The organism is Acinetobacter sp. Tol 5 (genome assembly GCF_019702905.1).
Taxonomy (GTDB): Bacteria; Pseudomonadota; Gammaproteobacteria; order Pseudomonadales; family Moraxellaceae; genus Acinetobacter; species Acinetobacter bereziniae.
Map to the genome: position 1 here is coordinate 3905384 of NZ_AP024708.1, position 26212 is coordinate 3931595.

16 protein-coding genes are annotated in these 26212 nt (G+C 37.0%); 2 read left to right on the forward strand and 14 right to left on the reverse strand.

What is annotated here, in order from left to right; translation table 11 throughout:
- Window positions 1–2: 2 nt before the first annotated feature.
- The 8 genes from fimA to pilG all read right to left on the reverse strand — a co-directional run bounded on the left by fimA (window position 3) and on the right by pilG (window position 12493).
- Window positions 3–539: a type 1 fimbrial major subunit FimA gene (fimA, locus tag TOL5_RS18085; protein ID WP_009585666.1), complete on the reverse strand. Its 537-nt coding sequence runs from the start codon at window positions 537–539 to the stop codon at window positions 3–5.
- A gap of 397 nt (window positions 540–936) precedes the next feature.
- Window positions 937–3000, reverse strand: a complete 2064-nt coding sequence (locus tag TOL5_RS18090) for an EAL domain-containing protein (RefSeq protein WP_042086134.1) — start codon at window positions 2998–3000, stop codon at window positions 937–939.
- 954 nt (window positions 3001–3954) lie between these two features.
- The gene (locus TOL5_RS18095; protein WP_009586246.1) at window positions 3955–4422 is read right to left on the reverse strand and encodes a hypothetical protein; all 468 of its coding nucleotides are present in this window, start codon (window positions 4420–4422) and stop codon (window positions 3955–3957) included.
- Between the two features lie 8 nt (window positions 4423–4430).
- On the reverse strand, window positions 4431–8924 hold the full coding sequence (locus TOL5_RS18100) for an Hpt domain-containing protein (protein ID WP_151781311.1): 4494 nt from the start codon (window positions 8922–8924) through the stop codon (window positions 4431–4433).
- Between the two features lie 144 nt (window positions 8925–9068).
- Window positions 9069–11138, reverse strand: a complete 2070-nt coding sequence (locus tag TOL5_RS18105) for a methyl-accepting chemotaxis protein (RefSeq protein ID WP_004827618.1) — start codon at window positions 11136–11138, stop codon at window positions 9069–9071.
- A 42-nt stretch (window positions 11139–11180) separates the two neighbouring features.
- The gene (locus TOL5_RS18110; RefSeq protein WP_004827616.1) at window positions 11181–11717 is read right to left on the reverse strand and encodes a chemotaxis protein CheW; all 537 of its coding nucleotides are present in this window, start codon (window positions 11715–11717) and stop codon (window positions 11181–11183) included.
- Between the two features lie 3 nt (window positions 11718–11720).
- Complete coding sequence (locus TOL5_RS18115; RefSeq protein ID WP_004827615.1) at window positions 11721–12089, reverse strand: response regulator; 369 nt, start codon at window positions 12087–12089, stop codon at window positions 11721–11723.
- A gap of 20 nt (window positions 12090–12109) precedes the next feature.
- Entirely contained in the window at window positions 12110–12493 is a 384-nt protein-coding gene (gene pilG / locus TOL5_RS18120; RefSeq protein ID WP_004827613.1) for a twitching motility response regulator PilG, read from the reverse strand.
- A 284-nt stretch (window positions 12494–12777) separates the two neighbouring features.
- On the opposite strand from pilG, the gene TOL5_RS18125 reads away from it, so the two are divergent.
- Together TOL5_RS18125 and TOL5_RS18130 are read left to right on the forward strand one after the other, a co-directional pair.
- The gene (locus TOL5_RS18125; protein ID WP_171496514.1) at window positions 12778–13419 is read left to right on the forward strand and encodes a hypothetical protein; all 642 of its coding nucleotides are present in this window, start codon (window positions 12778–12780) and stop codon (window positions 13417–13419) included.
- A 248-nt stretch (window positions 13420–13667) separates the two neighbouring features.
- On the forward strand, window positions 13668–15398 hold the full coding sequence (locus tag TOL5_RS18130) for a proline--tRNA ligase (RefSeq protein WP_151781310.1): 1731 nt from the start codon (window positions 13668–13670) through the stop codon (window positions 15396–15398).
- A 427-nt stretch (window positions 15399–15825) separates the two neighbouring features.
- On the opposite strand, the gene TOL5_RS18135 is transcribed toward TOL5_RS18130, so the two are convergent.
- The 6 genes from TOL5_RS18135 to TOL5_RS18160 form a co-directional block, all read right to left on the reverse strand.
- Window positions 15826–16785 (reverse strand): DUF6160 family protein, encoded by a 960-nt coding sequence (locus TOL5_RS18135; protein ID WP_151779752.1) that lies wholly within the window; start codon window positions 16783–16785, stop codon window positions 15826–15828.
- 95 nt (window positions 16786–16880) lie between these two features.
- Window positions 16881–19343: a DUF6160 family protein gene (locus TOL5_RS18140; protein ID WP_151781309.1), complete on the reverse strand. Its 2463-nt coding sequence runs from the start codon at window positions 19341–19343 to the stop codon at window positions 16881–16883.
- A gap of 25 nt (window positions 19344–19368) precedes the next feature.
- Window positions 19369–20121: a DUF6160 family protein gene (locus TOL5_RS18145; protein WP_046761320.1), complete on the reverse strand. Its 753-nt coding sequence runs from the start codon at window positions 20119–20121 to the stop codon at window positions 19369–19371.
- A gap of 16 nt (window positions 20122–20137) precedes the next feature.
- Entirely contained in the window at window positions 20138–21694 is a 1557-nt protein-coding gene (locus TOL5_RS18150; protein ID WP_121773912.1) for a hypothetical protein, read from the reverse strand.
- A 252-nt stretch (window positions 21695–21946) separates the two neighbouring features.
- On the reverse strand, window positions 21947–23317 hold the full coding sequence (locus TOL5_RS18155) for a hypothetical protein (RefSeq protein ID WP_121773911.1): 1371 nt from the start codon (window positions 23315–23317) through the stop codon (window positions 21947–21949).
- A gap of 931 nt (window positions 23318–24248) precedes the next feature.
- Window positions 24249–25703, reverse strand: coding sequence for a hypothetical protein (locus tag TOL5_RS18160; RefSeq protein WP_004827597.1), 1455 nt, complete (start codon window positions 25701–25703; stop codon window positions 24249–24251).
- Window positions 25704–26212: the final 509 nt, after the last annotated feature.

Consider the following 26212-nt stretch of genomic DNA (forward strand, 5'->3'; position numbering starts at 1 on the left):
ACTTAGTTATAGTTCACAACAAAAGTTGCATCAGCATTTGCTTTACCTGGTGTAGATGCACCAGTCGCTACATAACGTGCTGTAAATGGGAAAGTGTTTGTACCATCAATAATTGCTTTTTCTGTAGAGAAATCAGAACCATCTACAGCCAAAATTTTAGATGCATAATCTGTGATTTCGATACCAACATTTGTTGCAGCAGGTGCGTTACCGCCACCACCGTTTACAGCCAATAATTTATTGTTTGTGCTTACAGTTTGACCATTGAATGCAAAAGAAACACCGTTAGTTACAAGAGAAGCATCACAGTCAACCAATTGAATGTTGAATGGAACTGGACCTGATTTGTCACCAGCTACAGCTAAACGTGCAGTACGGTGTTGACCCAAATCTACAGTTTGATCCGCTGTATCTGTGCTTACTGCACATGCAGCATTCACTAATTCACCAACAAAATGAACTGTTCCACCGCTTACAGGTGCAGCGAATGAAGCTGATGAAGCAATTAAAGTAGCAGCAAGAAGACCTAATTTTTTCATGAAATAACCCTTTCAAAAGAGAAAACAAATTATGTTTAAGGTTTATTGTGATTACTGATACATATTCTTTTAACTTCAATCATCTAGCTTTGATTAAAATTTCATTTATTTTATCTAAACAAATTGAGATATATCTTGTTTTAATAAAATTATGAGACAGTCATCACATAAACTAAGCAGATTGTAGACGTTGAGTTACTATTAAGAAAAATGATTTTTACTCAAGATGATTGCTGAGTTTTTTGCATAGATATATAAAAAGTTATTTTTTTCAATATATTACATTTGTTATTTTTTGATCAAAAATACTTAACTTTATCAATTTAAATATTTAATTTGATTTTTTGCGAAATAAAATGGTGATGTGAATAACGCAGAAACAACCACTGTTGGCTATTTATGGAGAGTGATAATTGGCTTCTAAACGATCGACAGGCAATGGCATTCCTAAAAGATAGCCTTGTAATTGTTGACAACCTAGACGTTTAAGAATTTGCGCTTGTTGTTCAGTTTCGACACCTTCTGCGGTGACGACCAAGCCTAAACGAATTGCCAGATGAATAATACTTTCTAAAATAATTTGTTCTTTTGATCCTTCACACAGATTTCGAATAAACTCACGATCTATTTTTAATTCATCTACAGGTAAATCTTTTAAATATAAAAAACTGGAATGCCCTGTTCCAAAGTCATCAATCGCCAGTTTAATCCCTAAATTTCTAAGTTTTTCAAAAGTTTGAATACTATCATCGATATGATGCATCGCTGTAGACTCAGTAATTTCGATAATTAAATTTCCATGTTTGACATGATATTTCTGTATTAACTTTTCTAAATTTCCAATCAGATGCTTATGTTCAAATTGCACCGCGGATAAATTAACAGCAACAGGACAAAAGGCATAATTCTTTTGTTCCCACTGTTGAATCTGCATACAGGCTTGTTCTAAAGCCCAATAGCCCATACGAATAATCAAGCCTGTCTGTTCAGCGCCACCAATAAACATACTGGGTGCTAATAATCCTAAACTTGGATGTTTCCAACGAATCAGTGCTTCAACACCACAAATACGATAATCAGCGGTAAACTTTGGTTGATAAAATAGGATAAATTGTTGTTCTTCAACTGCTTTGTATAAATCATTAATCAATTTAGATTGACTTCGATTGTGATGCTGCTGGTCCAAAGAGCAGCTATACACACTATAGGTATTTCGCCCCTGTTCTTTGGATTGCATCATTGCGGAATCCGCATTAATCAATAAATCTTGTAAATTTTGTCCGTGATCTGGAAAAAAGACGATGCCTATGCTTGCTGAAATATTGATTTCTTTACCCGAAATTTGAAAACTATCCTGGATTTTTTGTAAGAATAATTCAGCAATATGCTCGGCTTGAATACGGCTTGAATCTTCAAGAATCAGGATAAATTCATCACCACCAATACGAATCAGCTTTTGTCCTTCAGTCAATAATGGATATAAACGTTGAGCGAACTTCACCAGCAGTTCATCACCAATATGATGACCAAAGGCATCATTCACAGACTTAAAACGATCAAGATCAATAAAAACAAAGGCTATTTTTGTTGCTGTTTCCTTATAATCTAGAAATAATGCATCCGTATATTCAACTAAAAAAAGACGATTAGGTAACTTCGTGAGATTATCTTGAAGTGCCAATCCTTCAAGCTCTTTATTGGCTTGTATTAATTGTAAACTGCGTTCTTCTAATCTTCGTTCTAAAATTGCCACACAAAAGGCAGAAACAAGAATCAAACTTGCCACAAAAATAATAGTGAACAACAAAACACCTTGCCCTTCGTTCAACTGATTTTCAAAATGATTGACATGCGTTGACGAAAACGTTGCCGCCGCCATACCCGTATAGTGCATCCCTACAATGCTCAGTGCAATCATGATGGATACGGCGGCTTTATACAACAGCTTATGACTAAAGGTATTTTTATACTTAAATGCCAGCCAAAACGATAATCCCGAACCACTGATTGCAATCGTCACAGAGAGTATGACTAAAATTGGATGATAATAAATTTGCTGGTTTGGAATTTCCAACCCCATCATGCCGACATAATGCATGCCGGCAATCCCCAATCCCATCAGTAAAGCGCCTAAAATTAAACGCGGAAGGGGTAATGTGTCCTGTGTTGTTAACCAAACTGCAAATATTGAAGCCAATGTTGCAATAATATAAGAGATTACAGTGAGTGTTAGATCAAAAGTGTGATTTTCTGGTAAATGGCAAGCCAACATTCCGACAAAATGCATCGCCCAAATGGCAAATCCAAGTGCCATACCACTTAAACAGATAATTACTTTTTGAATACGCGCCGCATGAGGTGTAAAAATGAGTTGTTCTAATGAAATAGCAATGTAACAGATAATCACTGCAATGCACGCAGAACCTATTACGAGACTACTATCATAACTCATATAACTCATAAATTTTTTCTTCCAGTAGTCAACCTATTATTGTTATAAGAAACCCCAATGTTTTACGACGTATAATGGCAAAAAGGTTCACTTTTTAAGAACTCTAATATTTCTTAAAATATCACTATCCTATTGAAGGTCAAGTTATTTTTCTTAAAATTATCAAGCTAATTTTGAAATAGTTGATTAAGTTAGAGCTTATTTTGTGGAATTAAAGAAAGATCAAAGAATTAAAACAGTTTAGTGTGATTAGCATCCCTTTTTTAAACGAAAAAAATAGAGTAACGATGAAAAAACCTCTTAAAATTCACAAATCAGGTCAATGGATCGTAAAACCTGTATATATTGAATTGTTATTGTCCAGATTTAAATTTGACTTGCGCTAATATAACCTGAGTTCGATAAAAATCCTTGATGAAAGATTATATCGTTAAACTGGCTGATTATTCATACAAGTGATTTCGATGATTCATTTATTTCGCCCTTTTGAATCATCGATGGTCTTGCTATCGAGAGGCGACATGGATGTCGCCATGTTGAGCGGGGGTATGAGGATGTACCCCTCGCTCAACGAAAGATTTTTGTCACTTTTCATCTCTGAAAAGTGAAGCATCGCCTACGCAAAACAATTTAAACTTTAGAAGTAAAGCGTGGCAGTGCAAGCTTTAGATCATCAAACAATCTATTGATCGCTTTCATTTTATTGATCAAGAGAAATGAAACGCTATTGTTAGTTGCGCTTGCGGAGCTCCGCTCCTCATCCCAAAATTGGATAAAAAAGCAGCAAAACCCCATAGAGATTTATTATTTTTCAATGAGTTGAAGATTTAATTACCTCAAACTCAGGTTAATACAGTCAAATCTGTTGAAAAATAAATATATAAAAAGAGAAAACCGAGCAACACATATCGCTCGGTTTTAAATGAAATAGCGTTAACTTTTAGCATGCAACATTTCAGTAAGTCACTCAGCTTTTTTTAACCCAACCTCTAGCTGAATTTGATCTAAGTCTGGAACATGGTAACGAACATTACCTATTTTGACATATTGAAAAATGGTTTTGTCTTCAACAGCGTCTTCAACATCCACCACCTCAGAAATACGTAAACGAATAGAGTTCGGCATTTCATTGCACATTAAAGCAAAACGATCATCCGCCTCTTCACCCTCAATAATCAAGGCAACTCCCAAAGCCTTTCGGGGATCACTGACACTAAAGGTGGGTAATTTCTTTTCATGCCATTCCACTACAGGCACGTGAATTGGACTGTTCTGCGCAGACAGCACCACATTCTGTGGCAACAACATCGGGTCTTTGCCATAACAATTAATAATATAAGCATCAATAAACCCTGTAGACACCGTAATCAGATGTTGCAGTTCCTGCGTACTGATTTTATCAAGCGCAGATTTTTCGATATTTCCTGCCATGAGCGCTCCTATTTAACCGTCAACAAAGCATCAATATTGGCTAATAAATCAGCCTCTTGGAATGGTTTACCCATATAGTTTGTCACACCCAAGCTGAATGCACGTTCGCGATGTTTTTCACCTGTTCGTGAGGTAATCATAATAATTGGCAAGTCACGATGAATTTCATGATGGCGAACCAAATTGGTCACCTCAAATCCATCCATTCGTGGCATTTCAATATCGAGCAACATCAGATCTGGTTTGACATTTTCAAGTTGCTCAATCGCATCAACACCGTCTTTAGCCGTAATCACATCAAAACCTTGACGTTCCAATAAACGTGACGTTACTTTACGCACTGTCACCGAGTCATCCACAATCATAATCAGACGACGTTGATCGCGATGACGTTGTTTATCTTGTTGTAAATATTCTGCACCACCACGACTTGAACCCTGAACTTGTCGCGCAATATTTTGCCCATCAAGAATCAAACAAACTTGACCATCACCGAGAATCGTTGCACCTGCAATCGCATTAATTGCCGCAAATTGCTTCCCAATCGGTTTTACCACAATTTGAGAACGCGAACCAATTAACTGATCAACCAGAATCGCGACAGATTGACCTAAGCTCCCTTTAATCAATAACACAGGTAATGAATGTGCAAAGCCATGTAAACGTGGCGTCACCTGATTGGCTGTAAACTCACCAAGATAACGCAATTTATAACTTTGGTAATCTATATCGAAATAGTCATTTTGAGTTTCGAAATACTCTTCCAGAGCGGCTGGGGAAATTCGCACAATACGATCAATTTGCGATAATGGCACAGCAAACTGTTGATCACCGACTTTCACCATCAATGCATCACTCACAGCAACTGTTGTTGGCACACGGATGGTAAAAGTAGAGCCATGCCCCAGTTCAGAACTTACACTGACCTGTCCACCTAACGATTTAATTTCACTTTGAACCACATCCAGTCCAACACCGCGTCCAGAAATCTGGGTGACTTGTTGTGCTGTGCTAAAACCAGGATGGAAAATAAATTGTAAAATTTCTTCTGGTTCTAAATGCTGATCTGATTTAATCAAGCCTTTTTCAATGGCTTTATCACGGATAATTGCAGGATCGATTCCTTTACCATCATCTTTAAAGGACACCAAAACATCGGTACCTTGGCGACTAATATTCAAGTCGATTCGACCAGTCAATGGCTTGCCAGCTTTTTGTCGCTGCTCTGTATCTTCGATCCCGTGGTCGATGGCATTACGCAACATATGCTCTAATGGAGATACTAATTTCTCCAAAATATTACGATCTAATTCACCTTCCGTATTATTCACCAACAGTTCGGTAGGCTTATTGACCGTCGAGGCTGTTTGGCGTACCAAACGCTGTAATCGTGGTAATAAACGAGAGAAAGGAACAAGTCGGGTACGCATCAGGCTTTCTTGAATTTCAGCTTGAATACGTGACTGTTGCAATAATAAGCCTTCAGTATCACGAATTTTCTCTGCTAAGGTGGTTTTAAAGTCCACCAAGTCGGATGCAGATTCAGCAAGCGATTTAGACAATTGATTCAAGGATGAATATTGGTCCATTTCCAATGGGTCAAAGTCCGCATAGCGCGCACTTAAATCCCCATGTTTAGCAATAATTTGACTTTCCAACTCGCCTTCCATTCGACGAAGCTGATCTGCCAAACGTTGAATCGCAAGCTCCATATCGGTCAATGTATTTCCCAATTGACCCAAATCCATTTCAATACGCGAACGGTTGATGGCATTTTCACCAGAAAGATCGATCATCTTCTCAACCAAATCCGCAGAGATACGAATCATCTCATTATTGGTTTCAGTTTTTTCAGAAAGATCCCATTCACCCAACATAGATGGTGGTTCAGTTCCATCTCCTTGAACAAACTCATTATTGGTCTGTTCAAAAATCAAATTGGTTCGAGATAATTTTTCTGGAAGCTGAGCAGAAACATCGACATATTGCATACGGTTTAAATTTAACTTCAAACCATCAAAATTATCGTAACTCTGTTTGAAAATTGCTGCATCTAACCAGTGAAAAGCACTTTCCAATAAACCGTCATAGACATTGGAATTAAAGTTGTGCTGACCAAATTGTTCAAATGCATTTTCAAGCTCATAAGCAATATCCGCAACACCTTCCAATTTCACCATTTTTGCACCGCCTTTTAAGCTGTGTGCAATACGTTGCAATTGAAGTAGTAAACTACGGTTACTTCGTTGATCAAACCATTGATTCAAGATATTTAACCCATCATCAATCAGCTCACGAGCTTCCTCAATGAAGGTTTCTTGAGCAACACGTTCGGCGTCATCCAAGTCATGTACTTGAATCTGTTCAACGAATGGCTCAGCTTGTTCAAGCGTTGCTTGCTGCTGATCTGCAGAAATAACATCAAATTCTGGAGTAACAGACTCGTCAACTAAAACAATCTCATCTTGGGCTTTTTCAGCTATCTCAACATTCGTATCATGCAAGAATTGCTGTTGATCAATATGCTGTAAAACCTCAAGAATGTGTGTTGCAGGATAATCAATAGATTTTTCACGAATCAACTGAATACGATCTGCGACATCATCTTGAATCAAACGAATAGATTGAATAACTTGTGGTCCAGCTTTGAGCTGACCTTTAATCACGCGCTCATAAATTGTTTCGAGTTCATGAGCAATTAAACCAATATGCGTCGCCTGAACCATATTTGCGCCACCTTTTAAAGTGTGCAAATAGCGCATTAAATTATTGAGTGCAGTGGTATCATCTGGATGACTTGACCATGTATTTAGGTCATGATCCATACCTACCAACAGCTCATCTGCCTCCTCAATAAAAATATCAAGAACGTCAGCATCAAACTCACGCTGACTTTGCGCAGAATCTATATTTTGCTTATCGAGATTAATTTGAGTTAAGACATAATGATTACCTGTCTCAACAGCGTTAATATCAGATACAGCTACTACCGCATGTTGAACTGCTGGCTCAATGCTTGGTTCAGCAATTTGAATCTGGTCTACATCAATTTCTTGATGTACATAATCATGAAGCTCATCCAAAATCGCCTGAGTTGCACCACTCAAGCTGACACGCTGACCAGATGCCAAGGTATCAAATAAATGAATGAATTCTTGATGTGCTTTAGAGAATATTTCGAAAGCATAATCCGTATTCAACAAATCAGGCTTGGCAATAATCTGTGTATATCCGTCTTTGAGTGCAAGACTGAAATCATGAATACCTTGTGACGCACGATTGTCGGTATGATCGACGAGGATCTGAGCCTGTTGAATCAGTTGTTGGAAATATTCTGGATATTCAACTTGAGCGCGTTTATCAAACTCGAATTCAGCATCCAACAATAGATCAATTTCCAAATCGACCAATTGAGTCACTAAACCTGCTTGTGACTGATGATCTTGTTGATATTGATGTTGGAAATCATAACGCTCCCAAGCATCATTAAATTTTTGATAAATCTGGGCTAATTGCGTATCTTGATCACCGGTTTGCTTGAGTACATGCAAATAATCACTGACGAATTCAGCATAATAAGTCAATAGGGCGTTTTCATTTTTAGAAGACTCCGTATCTTCTTGGACCAACACTTTAAACAAATGCTCAACTTTACCACTTGCTTCAAATACATCCTGAATATGCGCCATAGAAGAACTTCCGCGCAAAGTATGTAATGCCCGAATCAAGCGATTATATTGTTCCGGTGTATGTTGCTCTAAATGCAAAAAGTCTTTGATCGTTGCCAGATGTTCTTCCGACTCTTCAACAAAAATCGTCAGGGTTTCAGAGATTAAACTTTCATCCGAAGTCGGCGTTGTTTCCACAGCAGATTCATCAATTTGAATCAGGTCTGCCACTGCATGCTCTTCGGCATTTTCGTGGTTTGCCATAGCTGCTACTGTTTCTATATGCTCTACAAGTGGCTCGCTATCAGCAATTTCTAAACCCGTCAGCACATTCTCATGATTGAGGGTATGCGCAAGTGACAGTAGATCCGCCAAAGCAGGTTCTAAACTCTGTTTCTGCTGTAATTGTTGCCCCAAATACACCAATGGTGCCAAATCTAAATGATGTGGTTGTTTATTTAAAAACTCAGCATACAATTTGAACTTATACACATTAAATACAGCACTGACATATTGTTGAATTTCAGTACTTAATTCCAAGTTTTTTGCAATTACACGATTTAATGTATCTTCAACAGTCCAAGCCAACTCACCTGAACGCTTTGCCCCCACCATACGTCCAGAGCCTTTAAGGGTATGGAAATAGCGACGTACATTCACCAATTCCTTATCTTTGGACTCATCATTTAGCCATTGATCAAGAGAAGCTTGCAACTGTTCAAAAATTTCTTCAAGTTCTTCTACAAAAATTTCTAAAATCTCATCATCCTGATCAAGATAAGCATCTTCAGGTAAAGTGACGTGTTCAACTAAATGTTTTAATATTTCTTTCATAGCTCAGGCTTCTATGTTAGTTCCCGATTTTGGGACTAAAACCTTTCAAAATACAGTCAAGCTGAATGGCTTTAGAAGGCTTTTCACTGTGCGCAATCACTACCGTTTTAGTGTAGAAATTGCGCATATCAAGTCTCAATCGTTTTAGTCTGGTAATTTAAAGTCAGAAACTGATTGACGTAATGAATCCGCCATACTTGCCAATTCAGATACCGAACGTGCTGTATCAAACGTTGCACCCGTAGTTTGCGAAGTAATTTCTTGTACAACATTCATCGTATTGGCAATATGACCTGCTGATGCAGACTGCAATTTCGCTGATTCAGAAATACTTTCAATTAAACCTGCCAAGTTACTCGATACTGTTTGAATTTCACCCAAGGCAACACCCGCATCTTTTGCAAGGTTCGCACCACGCACAACCTCAGAAGTGGTTTGTTCCATTGAAATTACGGCTTCGTTGGTATCGGTCTGAATGGTTTTTACCAATGTTTCAATCTGCTTGGTCGCTGATGCTGAACGTTCTGCAAGACGTTGTACCTCATCCGCTACCACGGCGAAACCACGACCTGCTTCACCTGCCATAGATGCCTGAATTGCAGCGTTTAATGCCAAGATGTTGGTTTGGTCAGCAATATCGTTAATCAGCGAGACAATGTTACCAATCTCTTGAGAGGATTCACCCAAACGTTTGATACGCTTTGATGTTTCTTGAATCTGCTCACGAATCGTATCCATCCCCTCAATTGAACGGTTTACAACATCTGCACCATTTGACGCGATTTGTACTGAACGTTGTGCTACCTCTGCTGATTCGGCAGCATTGGCAGATACGTGGTCAATTGATTGTGCAATTTCATTAATCGCTGTAGATGCACCCGCAATCTCTTGCGCCTGATGCTCAGATGCCTCAGCCAACTGGTTGGTAATTTGTTGAGTATTCTGGGTATATTGTGCAACTTCTTGAGAAGTCTCATTGATTCGCGATACAAGATCACGTAATTGGTCAATCGCAAAGTTAATCGAATCAGCAATTGCACCTGTAAAGTCTTCAGATACCGTTGCATACGAACTCAAGTCACCATCTGCCAAATCGGCAATTTCATCCAATAAACGTAAAATCGCATTTTGGTTACGGTCATATTCGTCTTGTAAACGCATTACACGTACTTTATCTGACTCACTACGTAAACCAATCAATTTAAATACAGCAAATAAGAATGCGCCTAAAGCAAACAATAAGATTAAGGCGGGTAAAATTGTACCTACACCTGTATTTACTGAAAGTCGATCTAAGCCTTTTAATAAATTATCAGATTCTGCAAAGATATTTGATGAAGCTTGGCGAACTTTAAAAATTTGATCAGAGTTCTTCAATACTGAAGTCGATGCCAATTGCACAATTTCATTATAATCTGATTTGATACTTTCTAAAGATTCACGCAATTCAGGCTTGTCAATACGAGTTACACCCAAATCTGCATTACCATTTAATTGCGCATTTAAGTATGTTCCGAAAGTTTCAGTATCGGCATTAAAGTCTTCTGCAGAAGCACGCGTATTATCTGACCCGCCGAGTACTGAACCAATTGAACGTAAAATACGTTCTGCAAGGAATACTTGGTTTTTCGCGATTACAACCTGTGTACTTGGCATGTTATCACGTGCCATTTGGTCAACCATTAAGTTATATTCAGCCTGCATGCCAGGAATCACATCTGCAACGGCGATATTGGTGTCATATAACTGGTTAATGATTTTTTGATGGGTCGCAATCATATCAATATCAGCAGAAACCTGATTCCAGGTTTTTTCAACCCCTTCAACTGCTTTTGAAGATGCATGAATATCTTTCACAATATCCAAGTTTTCTTTAAATTTCTTTTGTGATGCCACTAAAGCATTGATCGATTCTTTTGACCCTGAAGCTGTTGCTTCTGTTGCTTGACGCGATAATGTTTGAGATAAAAGTTTTAATTCACCCAAACTACGAGTTAAGTCGTTATTTCGAGGAACTGTATAGAATAAAACCAAAAGTAAAATAATCGCAACGATGATGCTGACAATCGCCATTTGAATAAATGGTTTTGATTTGTCACTTTCCCCAAATAACTTTGCAAACTCATCAATTTTCGATTTGGTTTTTGTTAATACGCCCGGACTACTTTTTTGAGCAGTATCCCCTGTATTTTTCTTTTTTAGTTTAAAGCCCATTCAGCTTCTCCCGATTCGCTTAACTCTAATTAGGCGTCAAAGCTAGTTTATAAATTTTTCTGATGCGTTCATGTATTGAGGATCATTCAACAAACGACTGAATAAGAATATGTTCCAAGCTTGGTTGTGCTGTTGGAAATATCCTTGACAATAAGTTTGAAGCTTTTCTTCCAGTTGATTATTTTTAGAAAAAAAGCTTTTTTTATTAAAATGTTGAATCCCCAAAACCTGATCTACGACCAGACCAACATAATGGTCATTATGACTAATACATAAGACTTTTTGAGTAGGTAGAAATTGGCTTCTTTGCCCCGTTAAATAAAAAGCCAAATCGGAAACCGACAATAACCGTCCGCGAATATTCGCTAAACCTTTTACCCAGCCCTGAACATTGGGAACTGGTGTATATTTTGGCGGATAAATAACTTCCGAAACTTCCCCCAATGGAGCAACAAAATATTGCCCCATCATTTCAAATGCAATGCCTGACCATCGGTTTACTTCACTTTCATTGTCAGCGTAATTTTTATTTCCTCGCTTAGACAATCGAAGTAATTCGATAAATCCATTTGCTGCCATACATTATCCTGCTTGCAGATGCTGCTTGATTGTGCTGATCAGCTGATTTTCATCAATTGGTTTTGTTAGATAATCACAAGCACCCTGACGTTTGCCCCACACACGGTCAGTTTCTTGATCTTTGGTACTTACAATCACAATTGGAATATGCTTCGTTGTTGCACCACGAGCAATTTGACGAGTTGCTTGGAAGCCATTGACCCCAGGCATGACCACATCCATCAATACAAGATCTGGTAACTCGGCTTGTGCGATGGTTATCCCATCTGCACCGTTGGTTGCTTCAATCACCTCAAATCCATGTTTAGCCAAGATTTCTTTAAATCTAAACATTTCAGTTGGTGAATCATCAACGATTAAAATTTTTGTCATTCTTTCCCCCAAATTAACCGTTATGCACTCACATGGTTGCGAATTGCATTCAATAATTCATCTTTACTAAATGGTTTGGTTAAATATTCATCAGAACCGACAACTCGACCCTTTGCTTGATCAAATAAGCCATCTTTGCTTGATAGCATAATGACTGGAATATTTTGATAATTTTGAGAATTTTTAATCAATGCACAGGTTTGATAACCATCCAAACGAGGCATCATAATATCAACAAAAACGATATCTGGATTAGCTTCAGCAATCTTAGACAAGGCTTCAAAACCATCTACCGCAGTAACTACTTCACAACCTTCTCTTTGTAATAATGTTTCAGCAGTACGACGAATGGTTTTAGAATCATCGATCACCATGACTTTAAGATTTTGAAATTTATCGTCCATTTAATGCCCCTTTCCGTAAGCTTGGAATGAATTGTGCTGTACAGATTTATTTTTACAATTAATCATGGTTTTTTAACATATATTAACTCACTTTATCAATGAACATTTCTTGTCATAAATCTCACTTCAAATAAAAAAACACAGTAAAGCTCACATAAAAAAAAATATTCTGTATTTTTTTAGAACTTAATTGTTTATTAAAATTTTGTAACCACATAAAATGATCAAAGATCGTTTTTAAAATCATATAACTGACTTTATTTTTTGGGGATGGCAGACTTCGAATGGATAGAATAATCTATTACCAAAATACAGACTCAAAAACAAAAAAAATACGCTGTTTGACCTTGGCAATGAGTTTGATCACCTGTAGTGCGTTGGCATATGCAGATGTATCGCAACCTAGAGCGGCTTGGTATCGATATTATGATAAAAATGGGGTCGCAAATATTAGTACCTCTGTCACGCCTGCACACATCAAAAATGGCTATGAAGCACTTGATCGCAATATGCAGGTGATTAGACGCAATCAAGCCTACAACGTTGAAAAGGATCTGCAACAGTCGACCTTACGTGCCTCTGAAGTGCGTAAATTAGAACAAGATGCTCGTCTTAAACGTGCTTATGGAAACTCATCCGTTGCCATCAATAAACGCAATGAGCTTCTCAACAACTTAAAACAGCAAATAGCATTACAAAATCAAAATCTTAAGCAATTACAAAGTGATCGAATCATATTAAAAAGACAGGAAATGGAATATTATAGAAAAGGTAATACCGTACCGTCTACGCTTAAAGATCGAATCAAATACAATGCAGAAAATATAGATAAAACAAAAGGCTACATTGAAAATTTACAAAATAATTATCGCAGTACACAAAGCAAGTATGACGATGTTATTAATCGGCTCAAAAAATTTGAATAATCAACTTTTAAATCAAAAAAAATTCATGTTCTCTATTGAAAAAATCTCAACAAAGACCAAAGCTATTTATATTTTCACTCAACTTTTTAAGTTTGAACCTCATACAATAACCATGAATAACACATCGCATATCATCTGGTCTTTGTATTTCAGCCCAATCGGACATTAAAAATCTTCAGCTAATTTTTTATCGTATTATTTTATCGTATAATCTTCCCTTTAAATCTAAAAATTTTAGGACAGTTTCCATGCGCGCGAGTCGCTTTTTGTTTGCTACGTTGAGAGAAACCCCAAACGATGCTGAGGTCATTTCACATCAGTTGATGTTACGTGCGGGGATGATTCGTAAGTTGGCTTCAGGTTTATACACTTGGTTGCCGATGGGTGTACGTGTACTCAATAAAGTTGAAGCAATTGTACGTGAGGAAATGAATCGCGCAGGCTCATTGGAAACGCTCATGCCCGTAACACAACCTGCTTCACTTTGGGAAGAATCAGGTCGATATGTGCAATATGGTCCTGAACTTTTACGGTTTAAAGATCGTCATACCAACGATTTTGTGCTCGGTCCAACTCATGAAGAAGTGATTACTGATTTAGCACGCAATGAGCTAAAAAGTTATAAGCAACTTCCGATGAATTTCTACCAAATTCAAACCAAATTCCGTGATGAGATTCGCCCTCGTTTTGGTGTGATGCGTTCACGTGAATTTATTATGAAAGATGCATATTCTTTTCATGTCGACCAAGCGTCACTACAAGAAACATATGATGTCATGTATGACACATACTGCCGAATCTTTACACGCTTGGGTTTAAATTTCCGTCCTGTTCAAGCGGATACTGGCTCGATTGGTGGTTCTGGCTCACATGAGTTCCATGTACTTGCATCAAGTGGTGAGGATGATATCGCATTCTCTACCGAATCAGATTTCGCAGCTAATGTTGAAATGGCTGAAGCAATCTTGGTCGGTGAACGTGCTGCACCAAAACAACAATTTACGATTGTCGATACGCCGAATCAAAAAACCATTGCAGATGTTTCTGCCTTTTTAAATACAGATCCAGCCCATTCTGTTAAAGCTTTATTGGTACAAGGCGTTGCAGATGAAAAAGGTCATGTTCCAGTAGTTGCATTGTTCTTACGTGGCGATCATGAGCTCAATGAAATCAAAGCTGAAAAGCACCCTCTGATTGCTGCACCATTGACTTTTGCGACTGACGAACAATTAAAAGTATTGGATTTGACAGCTGGATTCTGCGGTCCTCAAGGATTGGTGGAAAAAGGCATAGCAGTCATTGTTGATCGTGCCGCTTCAGTGCTTTCTGACTTTGTTGCTGGTGCAAACGAAGTTGATAAACATGCTATTGGTGTAAACTGGGAACGTGATGCTCAGTTTACTGAAGTGTTTGACTTACGCAATGTTGTAGAAGGTGATCCTTCTCCAGATGGTCATGGCACCATCATGATCAAACGTGGTATTGAAGTTGGTCATATTTTCCAATTAGGCAAAAAATATTCTGAAGCTTTGGGCTGTAAAGTTCTCGGTGATGATGGCAAATCATTAGTGGTGACTATGGGATGTTATGGTATTGGCGTAACACGTGTAGTTGCCTCTGCAATAGAGCAAAACTTTGATGACAAAGGGATCATTTGGCCTACGGCGATCGCACCTTTTGAAGTTGCTATTGTTCCAATGAATGCTCAAAAATCACCACGTACACTTGAAGCTGCTGAAGCACTGTATAATGAATTGCAAACAGCAGGTTATGATGTATTGCTTGATGATCGCAATGAACGCCCTGGTGTTAAATTCTCTGATTTAGAGTTGACTGGTATCCCTCATCGTATCGTAATTGGTGAGAAAGGTTTGGATGCTGGTACTTTCGAATATAAAGGTCGTAGAGATGCAGAATCTGTTGATTTAAGCAAAGCAGACCTGTTGGCTAAATTAGCGAAATATAGCCAAAGCGCCTGATTATTCATACAAGTGATTTTGATGTTAATCATTGATGTCAAATGAGATTTATGATTTTCAGATGATTCATTTATTTTGTCCTCTTGAATCATCGATGGTCTTGCTATCGTGAAGCGACATGGATGTCGCTATGTTGAGCGGGGGTATAGGATGTACCCCTCGCTCAACAGAAGATTTTTGTCACTTTTCATCTCTGAAAAGTGAGTTAATGCCTACGCAAAACAATTTAAACTTTAGAGATAAAGCGTGGCCTTGCAAGCTTTAGATCATTAAACAATATATTTATCGCATTCATTTTATTGATCAAGAGAAATGATATTCTACTGTATGAATTTTTCGACAGGTTGGCTATAGTTTTGCCACACCATGAAAAAACCCGCAGATTAATTTGTGCGGGTTTTTTATTTAATCATGTTTTAACTCATCGCTATAAGCCATTAATTTTCACTTTTAAATCTGTAACAGATGTCCCAATCGCACCAAAGTTCCCCATCGAACCATTCTGAAGACCATTAAAAACAGTCGCTGCACTTGCACCGCTCGTTCCCATGATCATCTGATTGATTCCAAGATCAAATTTACTCGACTCACCCGTATTGCCAAACACAAAGCCACTTGACTCCACACCCGCATAGAAACCATTTAACGAGAAACCATTGGTTTTATCTGTGCCTGTCAGTTGAAAATTAAAATTTGCGCCTACATCACTATCATCCGATAAAAGTGCAATGGCACAACCAGTTCCTGTACCACAAATCGACTGAATTGCTCCACCAAAAGCAATCATACGACCTTGAGGCGCATTGCCGAGCTGTAAATTCATCGTTGGTTTTGATGCTGCAAAGTTAATGTCAATGCCGTTGTCCATTTTTAATATTTTAATGACATCGCTCTTTTCTGAAGTACCTGTGAAAATAGATTGATAGCCTGCTGGACCCGAAGATGAATTTGCACCTGCCAAGTAAAGCGCAAAAGGGGAAACCTTTATCCCTGTAATATTACTTCCAAAACTGAGACCAATATTGGCAAAAGGCTTACCTGTTGAACCACTGATCGCCCCTCCATCAGTATCCATCACAACATTCATCGTTGACGAATTAGAAGCACCTAAGAAGCTTACATTCATGCTCTGATCTGCAAGTGTTCCAGCACTTTTACCTGCAACAACAAGCGATGCTTTATTTGTATCATTCACAGTTGAACCTAAGCCATCACGATCAATAATAGACAGTTGATTTACTTGGACTTTGCTAATATTTATACCAACATCAATCCCTGCCTGACCCGTTGTTTGAGAAAGACCTTGATCATCCAGTGGCTGCATTGCCATTGCAACTGGACTCAATACCAATAATGATATACACCCTAGCTTGTTGTTTTTCTTCATTATCCTAATCCTTAGGAAACTTTATATATTGCCGACCACATCACAGTTTAGTTTGAAATTTTTGGTGATGGAAGAACAACCCGACCAATAACCGATCAATTTCGAGGAATAATATTCAGCTCACTACTTAATCGACCACCTGTTAAGGCGATTTCACCTAAACGTGCGCCAGAAACCAAGGCACCTGAAGCTGCTGGAGGATAAAAGTTTAAATCTCTTGCTCTAAATACACCATTTACAGACTGTGTTGGATTAAATTGTAGACTGGCATTGAATCCAACCTGCCCTGTTCCAGTATTTGAATTCTTACTGATCACAATCGCATTGTTAAAACGAATATCTCCTGTCAAATTATCTAAGCCCAATGAAGAACCGTTGACAGGATCACTGATCTGAATAGTATTATTGGTATTGGCTAACTTCAAATCACCCACTACATTCAGACGGTTCCCAGTACCATCATCTTTGATTTCACTATTCGGAATCAAAGATAAATCCATATCTCCACCAAAGCGAAGTTTCAAACCGAAGAGCACATCATCGCTTTTCGCAAAATTATTGGTATCTGAAGCACTTTTATTACCACATGCAACCGAGGTTGTTGCTAAACCTAGTGCGCATGATTTATATGTAGTTCCAGGCAAATATCCACCAGCAACTTCTGCTGCCATCACCACCAGCATATTTTTTAAGCTTAGGTTTAAACTTCCATTTTCTACACCAACGCTACCATTCCCTTTGAGCAGCATGTCGATATTTCGTAACCCCATATAATAATCAGTAGGTTGACCATTTCTCAGTCCACCATCAATGACCAATATTGAAGTGGTATTGTTACCGATCTTATTCGCTCCATTTTTATCTACACCTTCCGTTGTTAACCCTAATGAAAAACCAAGCCGAGCAGTTTGACCAGAACCTGCTATTTTATTTTGTGTACCATCAACTGAATAAGAATAAACTTTATCTGCATCCACAGTAGTGCCATACATCGCTAAGTTTGCATTTAGATTATAAAATGGTAGTGCCAATCCCCATTGGTTATTCAGCCCATTGTCTGTAAATAAATTATTTGCCGCTACACCAGCACTTGTAGTAAATCGCCCTCTTCTAGAAAAAGATTGAAATGCCGCATTTCGAATTGAGGTCATCACGCTATAAGGACGATTCCCAGCAGTTAATGTTGTATAAACATCTTGCTTATAGTCATTCAAGCTGGTTAATGACTGACCGTTACCAAAACTTGAAGATTGGAATGTAGAGTTAACGGGCAAAGTGACTTGTTTAGAATCCATAAGATTTAAAAATACACTTCCAGTGTCAAAAGATGCACGACTTCCTTTTTGTAAACCAGTTAGATTTCCAAATTCAAATCCATAGCTATTTAGTCCAGCACCACCTATTTCTAAAGTTGTCGCATCAGCACCACCTGAAAGCATGCTATCACCATCTTTAGTGAAATCAGTTTTCATACGAAATGCAATACCAGAACCGCCAACAATATCTTTTCCAGTATCTATACCTGATGAATTCACAGCAGAGCCTATTAAGCTGCTTGCATTTTGTACACCACGGAACTGAAGTGAACTGTTAACCATCCGCCCACTGGCACCAACACGAATTAAACCTTTTGCACCTGAGGGAGTATTATACTGATCCACTGCATAAACAGATGTTGCTGAAGGGTTGGCTCCCTTATTATTCAACATAATCTCAAGATTTAGACCTGCATTGGATGTTGTTGTACCATTTCCATATGAACCTGTATTCATAAATCCCGACTTAGTCGAAGCAGGATCAACAACGCGACCTAAATCGGCATAACCATAAGTTGCATCTGGTGTTTGAGTACTTCCAGCAATGTTTGATCCCGAATTGGTTTGTAATTTAAAGCCTTCAGCAGCATCAATAAACATAAAACCATTTGCATTAAAATTAAAATTAAAATTCTTTAAAATTAGCTGATTTAATTGATTTATTGCACTGGTTTGACCCAAATAGATATTGGCATTTTGCAAACCTAAAGCCAGCGTACCTTGGTCATTTTTACCAAGCAATCCATTGGTTGTTTTTAATCCAATACTGGTATTCGATGCTGTTTGAACAGCTAATGTACCAATCTTTGCACTACAGCGTGCTCCACTTGGATCACTATCACACACTCGGAAAGAGTCTACTGTTAATAACATAGGTGAAAGTGATACATCTAGATTCACGCCTGTTTTACCACTCACTGTGCCCATATTGAGTTTTACATTGGCTTTTAATGGGTCTGTAGAAGTATTACTTTGCTGAATCTTAACCGTATCTGCGGTTGCTGTAAGGGCTTGACTTGTCGCATCTGTTTCAGCTCGCCCAGCCTGATCTGTCCAATATAGTGTTTGAATGTTGGCTTCTTTTAATGTGGCTTCTATATTCACACCATCTTGACCATTCACATTTCGCAGATCACCATCATCCAAAGCTTGAAGTGCATAAGCAGGTACATGCATTGCCAATAAGCTGAATGCCAATGTATTTAAAATAAATCCTTTTCGCTGTTCTTGTTTTATTTTCATCCCTAAACCCTCAGACTTATTTCACTTAGCAACGCTTGTTCATACTTGAATCACAGCTAAACATCATTAACTTTCCCTGAAGTGCAAGATTGCCATTCATCTGCATACCCATAAACCCAGTTTCACGCCCTGTATCATAATTGTTCGCAGTAGAACCATTTGGACCTGTTGTTTGGGCTTTAGCAGCATATTTATTCAGTTTTAGATAACCATATTGAGCTGCGGTTGCACCCAATGAGTTTTCAGTAACTGTTCCATCTGGATTGGTTATACTGGTAAATGCATCCTTTTCTATGGAAAGTGAATTAAATCCAAAATTACGAATTTGAATGGGTTTATCTGCATCAAAAGATAATTGAAACGCAGGTTTTATCATTTGTTGGTTTGCAATATTCTTATAGACCAAATCCGCACCATCTAAACCTAACTTCTGGATATTAATCGTTCCTTGAATACCCTTAAATACCACCCAAAGTTTATTTCCACTGACACTATTTGCAGCACCACCTGAATCTACATAACGGTTATTGACTGAAAGTGCTAAACGACAAAACTCTAAATTTGCACAAATTCCACCAACACCATTATCAAACTTATAGGCATTATTTGTTTGATAATATGAATCGTTGGCATTGATCTGATTCAGTACTAACTTGAGTGATAAGTCTGCCCCAGCCTGACCTTCAACGTGTTGCAAGTCTGAATCAGATAAAGGTTCCATTGCCACAGCATAAACACTCAACATACTGGTTAAAATAAGAAGTACACTTTTCTTCATCATATTTCTCCTTATTTTATAAGCCCTTGGTTGTTATTTTCATATGTTGAATCAGCATACCATCAATGACTGCGGAACCTAAATTATTTTGGGCATTTGAAGTTGATGCATTACTCAATTGATTAAATGAAATTCCGACAGCACCCGCACTTTTGTCAGCAAGCAAAGTTTTTCCAGCATCTGGGCTATAGACCGTACCAATACTGATACTGCTATGTGTCGCTGAACTTCCTTGATAACCCGAAATTGAGCTTGAACCACAATTATAAACATTACATGTAGAGCCTTTATAGGACGAATCAGCGCCTGTATAGTCTGTATATATTTGTTTATAAATTGATTCTTTATTTGGGATTCGAGCTAGCTCTAAACTAAAGTTTGTACCATCAGAACCAAGAATTAAAGGCTGATATAATGAACCCAATACTAAATTCGTATTCAGGTTATAAATATAAATACCTTCCTTATCTGAGAAAGTTGGAGCCAGTCCACCATTGATCGCTGGAGTCGATAAAATATCTTGGGCTGTACCTGTGGTACAACCATTCAAATTTCCAACGCCACACTCTTGCGTGCTTAATCTCAAAACTCGATTCATCAAATTCGCAGGCATTGCCCAAGAATTTGCTGCAGATGTTCCTAACAATTTAGAACCATCCCCGCTATTTAAGCGTATAACTCCAGCCAACCCTAAGGTATTGTTATAGAAGGCACTCATTCCCCCTGTATTGGTTGCACCACCGAGTGTCTGGAATAATTGAATTTTACTTCCATTCAGTCCAAAACCGTTAAATACACCTTGTAATCGAATACGATTTGCCCGACCTGTGGTTGTTGAACTAAACCCTTCACCTAAGTTAAATTGGTTCGCATCTTGATCTGGTTTACTTTGATCACGTACAAAAGCATCTGCCCATAAAGCAAGTTTAAGATTATATGCATCTTCTCCACCTGCATCATTTACAAAAGGCTTCGTCGTTACGGTTTTGTTATCCGAAGCAAATGTATATAAATTTTCATACAACGGTGCTTCAAAATTTAAATAGGTTACAGAGCCACTACTGGTACCAAAATCAGGAATATTTGAATCTGTTTTTACGTTGAATATCCATGGGTTTGTTGCCGTTCCCCAACTTCGAATCGCTGCATTTGCCACACCATTGGTTTGTCCTGAATCTAAGCGAAGGTTGGCATTATTGGTTGCATTTCTAGACAATGCTAAACCATATAAATATAAATCAGCCTTACCCACAGAGTGATCACTTGAGTTCACAGTACCATCTTTATTTGTATCTTGCACAAGAGATGACAATGGACCTACTGGCACATAATAGATATAACCAGTATCCAGACTACGATTGGTCAGAATTGTATCTTGTGACTGGTTTGCTCCAGCTCCCTGAAACACCATATAAGCATTTGTAGGTAATAAAGCGATGCCTTCACCAGTCGTATCACTTAATTTTTCATCAGACATTGCTTCCAAAGCGAAGCTAGATTGGGCGATGACTAAGCCAATAAAAGCTGCCAAAACAGTTTTATGAAATTTTGCCGTATAATTGAGTGTAGTCATCTATGACCTTCCTGTGTTATACGATGCTCCGCACCATATTTTATTTTATTTCTGTAATCCCTACGTCACTGTATAAAATAGTCTTTCCTTGCCTATACAGTTTTGTTATCTATATCACACTTTATCTTATGCAATATTTTTTATTATGCCAAAGACTTTTATGTAAAATATATGACTTTCCGATAAACGTTTAAAATAAAAAAGCAACAGTAAACTTCCATACTGTTGCTTTTAATCAGCTAAATAATTTAACTAACAGAATTTTAAAGAGCCATAGCAATTCGAAACGATATTCTGAGTTGCTAATGGTAAATCTTTTAAACTAATCGACACACTACTTCCATTTAAATTAATAGGAGTCAATGTTTTTTCAATCCCAGTACCAAATAGCGCTTTAATCCCATCTCCACTATTCACATAAATTTTATATTCAGGCTCTTGAAGTTTTAGCCCAAGAATAGTTGCAAATTGTGGATATACTGAAGAAATATCAATATTTTCTTTGGGCGATATATCGCCCAAATTGATTGGATCTTGCATAGAGAGCCACCATCCCTTGGAAGCCTGTTCTTTTGCACCAGGCCATTGTATTGTTTTCTGCTGCAAGGCTAAATACACTGGACTATTAATTGGTAAATTATGTATATACCCTAACCCTTCACTAAAATTAATATTTGCTGTTAAACCTGATAAAGTTGTATTTAATTTAATAAATGTATCTCTCACGCAAACAAGAAAAATCACACAAACAGAATTATTTAAACTCACACCCAATTGTCCAGAATTTGATGTAATCGGTATATCTGGTATATTGGCTTTAGCCATAACATCCGCAGACTTCAAGCGATTGCCTTGTACAACAGCACCATTTACAGTAAAGGGAGCAACCATTGATGGAATCTTCAAACCAGTATTTGAACCCGATGTACCTTTTCCATAACCTGCTTGTAAACCCACATTAGGTCCACATCCAGAAGTACATAATATAGATAAGATATCAACATTTGCAGTGGTAGATACCGTTTCTCCTGATTTCAATCCAAAGACACCATCTTTTGTAGTTGCATTCCCATATCCATTTACAACCATGTAACCAGATAATGTATTGATTCCGTTTGGCACATCATTATTTGTTCCCACCGTCAATAGACCCAAAGCCTTTTCAGCACTTAGGCGCAACCCAATTATTTCTCTTTGCGATGCTGATTGAGGGTTTTTTATAGCAAACTCTAAAAAAGGATTCGTAAGTTTTGCAGAGGATGATACTCTTTCGTTATTCGTATTACCAAAGCCACTTAAACTTAAATTATCTATATCAATATCACAATCATTTGCACCATTTACACCACCACAACCCAACTGCAATTTACGGATATTTGCATTTATTTCTAATTCTGCTTCTAAGCCTAATTTATAAAAGCCTATGTTAGTATCACCATTGACGCGTTTCGCTTCAAGATTAGTTGCATCAGTGGGTGCAATATAAGACAAGCTCATCAATGCTTGACCAGTAGTTTCAGAAAGCTGTTCATCTGACATACTTTGCAAATGAGTAAAATCAGCATGAGTGACCGCCATACCGAGAGACAGAAATGTCAAACATAAGATTTTTATTTTAAACATGAACATCTCCTTATCCTTAGATTATGCTCAGAATTGTCATACTCTATTTTTTAATTAGCCAAGTTTTATTTAAGAAAAACTTTATAAATTTAAATCCCTTAGCACATTAAAAAGTTTTTTTAGTTTTCAATTGAAAATCACATTTTGTGTAAATTATCACAATTATTTAAAATTAAGCTATATTTCCGACAAAATGCTAATACTTTTAAAATAAGCTTCCCACATGTAAACAACAATTAAAACCAAGAATAAAATTATTTTTATCAAAATAAATCAACAGTTTAAAGTTAAAACCTTAAATAAAATAATTTAATCTATACCTTAAACACCCTAAAGAATTATGACTTACTCAAATTTTTAGCAAAATACATGATTTATTATATTATCTTTACAATAATATTTGTAAAAAGTCCTCTATTAAATTAGCATTTAGTCTTAAAATTCACCTCACTCTAGCAACATGAAGGGTAAGAAAGAACTTTTTCAATTTCACTATGATTCAATTTTCACTTTTTATTGATTTTCAAAAATTCAAATAAAAACGTAATACTTATAAGAATATTTAACCAAGGCATGCACCTACCTACTCTGTATTTTATTCATATCAACATAAGCTATTAAACATTGGAAGATTTGATAAAGCCAAAATTAGAAATTTAATAATCAAAAATAGTTTTTCTTATTATGGATAAATACAGGAATATTAGATCAAAAATATCAAATAAAATTCTTAGTTTTTAAAATCACAACATACTTTTATATTTGATATACCACCTATAAAATGATAAAAATCAATGACAAAAATTTAAAGATCAAAATATGTTTTGACCTGTTCAATTATCTAAACTCAATTCATAGAAGAAAGTTAAATAACAGGATAAAGAAATAGGGATCTACTCAATTATCTTTACAAATGCGTATCCAGAGAAGCTTAGCAAAATTTTAGTGAACCATAGCAATTTGGTACAAAATCTTGCCCCTTTAGCCTTAAATTTGAAAGATTCATCTGTAAAGGAGAAACTCCAGACAAATTTACATTTCCTAGATTCGCACTGATTCCATTACCAATTAAAACACCTAATAGATCAGAGGTCGTTGCAGGGTTTGATTGTAAGTAGCTCCCTGCCTTTTGCGCAAATTGCCCTAGAAGTGGCTCAATGGATAATCTATCTGTAGGCTCTACCACACCAATTGAAACTGGATCTTGCAATGCTAACCACCAACCGCGCTCAGCCAAGTTTGCACTTTCAGAACCTGGCCATAGTATTTTTATTTGTTGCAAACTCAATGAAACAGGCGAATCAATTTTTAGATTATGTATAAAACCTAAGCTTTCAGAAAAGTTAACTTTAGCCTTAGCACCGCTCACAGTTCCAGACATACGAATATTTGAAAATTGACGCCCATTCCATGCGATTATACAGGTCGGAAGGAATGTTAAATTTTGACAACCTGTTACAGCAGCATTTACTGGTGAACCAGCGGTATAAACAGCTGTTGTTGTACCAAAGATATTACTTTCTACCCTACCTGCTGGTGGAAAATTTGCACCAGTTCCTAAATTAATTGTTGGGATACTCACTTCTGCTGAAAGTTCTGCCGATGTTTTACGATTCCCCACAACTATTAATTGTTGAGTTTCAAAAGGTAATTTATTCATTTCTGGTATACTAAATCCTCCCCCATTTGTAATAAAACTAGCATTAGCTAATCCTAACGCTACAAGATTTCCTTTTATTTGATATTTGGATAAATCCATGTATTGTGCTGCTGTATTTGCATATCCTTTGACTTTACTTTGTTCAGCCACTGAATCACCTATTCCCGACTGAACTTTCATATAACCACTTAAACTATTTATTCCATTTGCTTGATTAGAATTTTCCAGCCCAGCTGTTAATAACCCAACAGCCCTTTCAGCACTTAAACGTAAACCAACAATTTCTCTTTGTGATGCAGATTGTGGATTTTTTATAGCAAACTCAATAAACGGGTTAGTTAATTTAGCACTTGAAGAAGTTCTACCTATCCGAGTATCGGCTATACCACTCAAACTTAGGTTATCAATATCAATATCGCATCCACCTGCACCATTTACGCCACCACAACCCAATTGGAGTTTTTTAATGTTTGCATTAAGCTCTAGTTCAGCCTCTAAACCTAATTTATAAAATCCAATATTTTTATCTCCGCCTAGCCTTTTTGATTCAAGATTAGTGACATCAGTAGGTCCTATATAAGATAAACTCATGAGTGCTTGTCCTGTTGTTTCAGCCAATTGTGCATCAGACATATGCTGCAGCGTCGTAGACTCTGCATATACAGCAGGCATGCTAAAAACACTTAAAGAAAAAAACGTGATGTACAAAGGCTTAAACGTGAACATTTCTTCATCCTTAAACTATGTTCAAAATTTCTTGAGCCCTATTTTTTTATTTAAAGCAAAAACCTAATCTTAAAAATTAATAAAATTAAGCTTTTAGCTTAGAAATGTATATATAGAGCTATATTGTTTATTAGCATTATTATAACAATTATTTAATTAATCTTAACTTAATAACAAAAATGTAATTTAAAAATGGGGAAATAATTTAAATTTAATTGATCTTAAAAAGCGCATAATCCCATCAATCATGAGAAAATTAAATTAAAAATCAATAACAAATATAAAGCACTTAAACTTAACAGTAATCCTTTCAAATTACACTCATTTTAAAATTATTTTATATATTTACTTAACTTTAAAAGAGTTAAAACTGGTAAAGCACTTCCAAACACCCTGGATACGGTGTATTTCTAAACAGCTTTATTGCACAAAATATAAGTCGTTAATTTTAGTTATTTTACGCCCATCGCGAATTAAATATTCTTTTAAAATTATATACTTAAAAGATA